Annotated in this window: 4 protein-coding genes; 3 read left to right on the forward strand and 1 reads right to left on the reverse strand. The window is 52.9% G+C overall.

The features are described 5' to 3' along the window. From ACEW8P_RS05060 to ACEW8P_RS05070, 3 genes are all read left to right on the forward strand, one after another. Window positions 1–528, forward strand: a 528-nt coding sequence (locus ACEW8P_RS05060) for a c-type cytochrome (RefSeq protein ID WP_373512017.1), incomplete at its 5' end; no start/stop codon positions are given. A gap of 211 nt (window positions 529–739) precedes the next feature. Beyond that, window positions 740–928, forward strand: a complete 189-nt coding sequence (locus ACEW8P_RS05065) for a hypothetical protein (RefSeq protein WP_373512018.1) — start codon at window positions 740–742, stop codon at window positions 926–928. Between the two features lie 239 nt (window positions 929–1167). Beyond that, complete coding sequence (locus ACEW8P_RS05070; protein WP_373512019.1) at window positions 1168–1377, forward strand: hypothetical protein; 210 nt, start codon at window positions 1168–1170, stop codon at window positions 1375–1377. 49 nt (window positions 1378–1426) lie between these two features. Here the strand turns inward: ACEW8P_RS05070 and ACEW8P_RS05075 are convergent. Further along, a partial coding sequence (locus ACEW8P_RS05075; RefSeq protein WP_373512020.1) for a sugar phosphate isomerase/epimerase family protein occupies window positions 1427–2218 on the reverse strand: 792 nt, incomplete at its 5' end.

Here is a 2218-nt window from a genome sequence, read left to right on the forward strand (position 1 = left end):
ATCGACCAGCGCCTGACCGACTTCAAGCCGGGTAGTTTCGGCCCGGGGGAAGGCAAGGCGGTTTTTACCCAAAACTGCGGCACCTGCCACCAGATAGACGGCACCGGCGGACTAGTCGGTCCGCAGCTCGACGGGATCGGCAACTGGGGGGGCAAAGCCCTCACCCAGAAGATTCTTGACCCCAACCGCAATATCAGCGAAGCCTTCCGCACCTACAACATCACGCTGAACGACGGCAAGTCGCTGACCGGACTCCACCCCCGCACCGAAGGCGAGGCGATGGTCTTCGCCGACCCGGGCGGGCGGGAATTCACCGTGGCCAAAAAAGACATGAAGGAGTACAAGCCTTCGCCCTACACGCTAATGCCCGACCAATTTCGGCATACGATTCCTGAAAAGGAATTTTATGCTAGACTACCTGTTAAGCGTGAGGTGAATTATTTTGGCAGGAACGGGCCAACCTGGTACGGAGTGCATAAAAAGTGTGACGGTACGCCGTATTCTTTGGCTAGATCGACGGGCTTGTAGCCGAAATCCTCCATTCGGATTTTGATCAGTTCCACAGGATCGACTTCCGGCAACTCGCTTTTCCTTTCCTCGAAGTCGGAAATGAGGTGCGCCAGTAAGAGCTTCTCCTTATGGTCAGCCATATTTTTTTCAGCATGCCTGACTTGCTCGTAGCGGGCCAAGGCACTATTGTAGTCCAGCTCTGTCTCGATGCGGCTAACCCGTGGTAAGTTTGTGTTCCACCTATTCGGCGCTCTGGCTGAGTTCGATCGAACAGCAGCGGCTGACCGTCGGCGCACCGGCGCAATCTGATTCAGGAGTGGACGATGACGGGTCTGTCGGCTCGGGCGCGAGGCTGGTTGGGTGGACGCCCAAAAAGTCTGGATTCGGACAAATAACAATTAGCGGTTCAGCTCTATGAAGCCAAGAAAACCTCAATCAAGAAAAGCTGTGGGGTGCTGGACATAAGCATACCAACTCTGTACGCCTACGTATTAGACAGTCAGAAGGATAGTTTGCCCATGTGCGATACTCGATGGAACATTTCTTGCGAATTTGGGCGCCTTTCCCTATCATCTGGTTGATAACAAACTTATTATCCAACTTTCCCAGAAGCAACAGAAGCTCATTGAGCATCAAATAGCCTATGTTGAAAAAGAGGTGGAAGCCACCCTTCAACAGGATAAGCAGGTCTTCCGACAATTCCAACTTGCCAAATCGGTCGTCTGCATTGTTCTGGTCATAGTAGTAGCTTTTTTGATTTATACCGAGAACTTCACAGCCTTTGATCGCACGGGCGCCCCCGAATGGTCGACAGTTTTCTTCAAATCACTCAAACCCACCGTTCGGCCACCCCACCGTCCGTACTAACTGTAGTCCTTGTCTTCATACCGTCCTTTTTCGGCGCATACCCCAACCGTTAAAACCGTAATCGTCCTAAATAGCCACCACTTTCCTGCAGACAGGCCAGACCATCGACCACATTATCCCGCTCCACCATGAAGTGACGGATGCCTTGACGATGCGCTTCGGCAAACAGCGGCCTGAAGTCGATAATTCCGCTACCGGGGCAGGCAAAGTCCTGCTCTGTTCCCCCCGCCATATCCTTCACGTGAAGAATCGTATAGCGACCGCTGTATTTCCGGAGCATAGCCAGCGGATCGGCTCCCCCTTTGGTAACCCAGTAGAGATCCATTTCACACTTCACCAAAGCAGGCTCGGTATGGGCCATCAGATAATCGAACGGCATCCCGGCTTCCATCGGGATAAACTCTTTATCGTGGTTGTGCCAGCACAAGGTCAGGCCCCGCTGTTTGCAGAGTTCGCCCATCTGATTAAGCAACTCAGCACTGTGCTGACAATCGGCCAGTGAAAACGGACCTCCGACTGACCAGGGCCAGTACACCACCGCGTATTGGGCATTGAGGGCGTTCAGGCTGTCTAATTTTGACCCTATCTTATCAGGAGTGATGGATAGAGGGAGCCCCCCCCCGCCAATGACAGTTAGGCCGATCTGGTTGCAGAATTTGAGGAAATCCGGCGCTGAATCTCCATAAAAACTACCCGTTTCCATCTCGGTGAATCCGTAGTCGACGGCTTTTTTGAGGGTTCCCTGCCAATCCTGTTTTAACGCTTTGTTGACAATACCGGCAATGAATCCTAACTGGTCGATTCGTTTTGTTGCCGATTCGCCCAATACCGGCCACGCCGC

This window comes from Persicitalea sp., assembly GCF_041751555.1.
Taxonomy (GTDB): domain Bacteria; phylum Bacteroidota; class Bacteroidia; order Cytophagales; family Spirosomataceae; genus Persicitalea.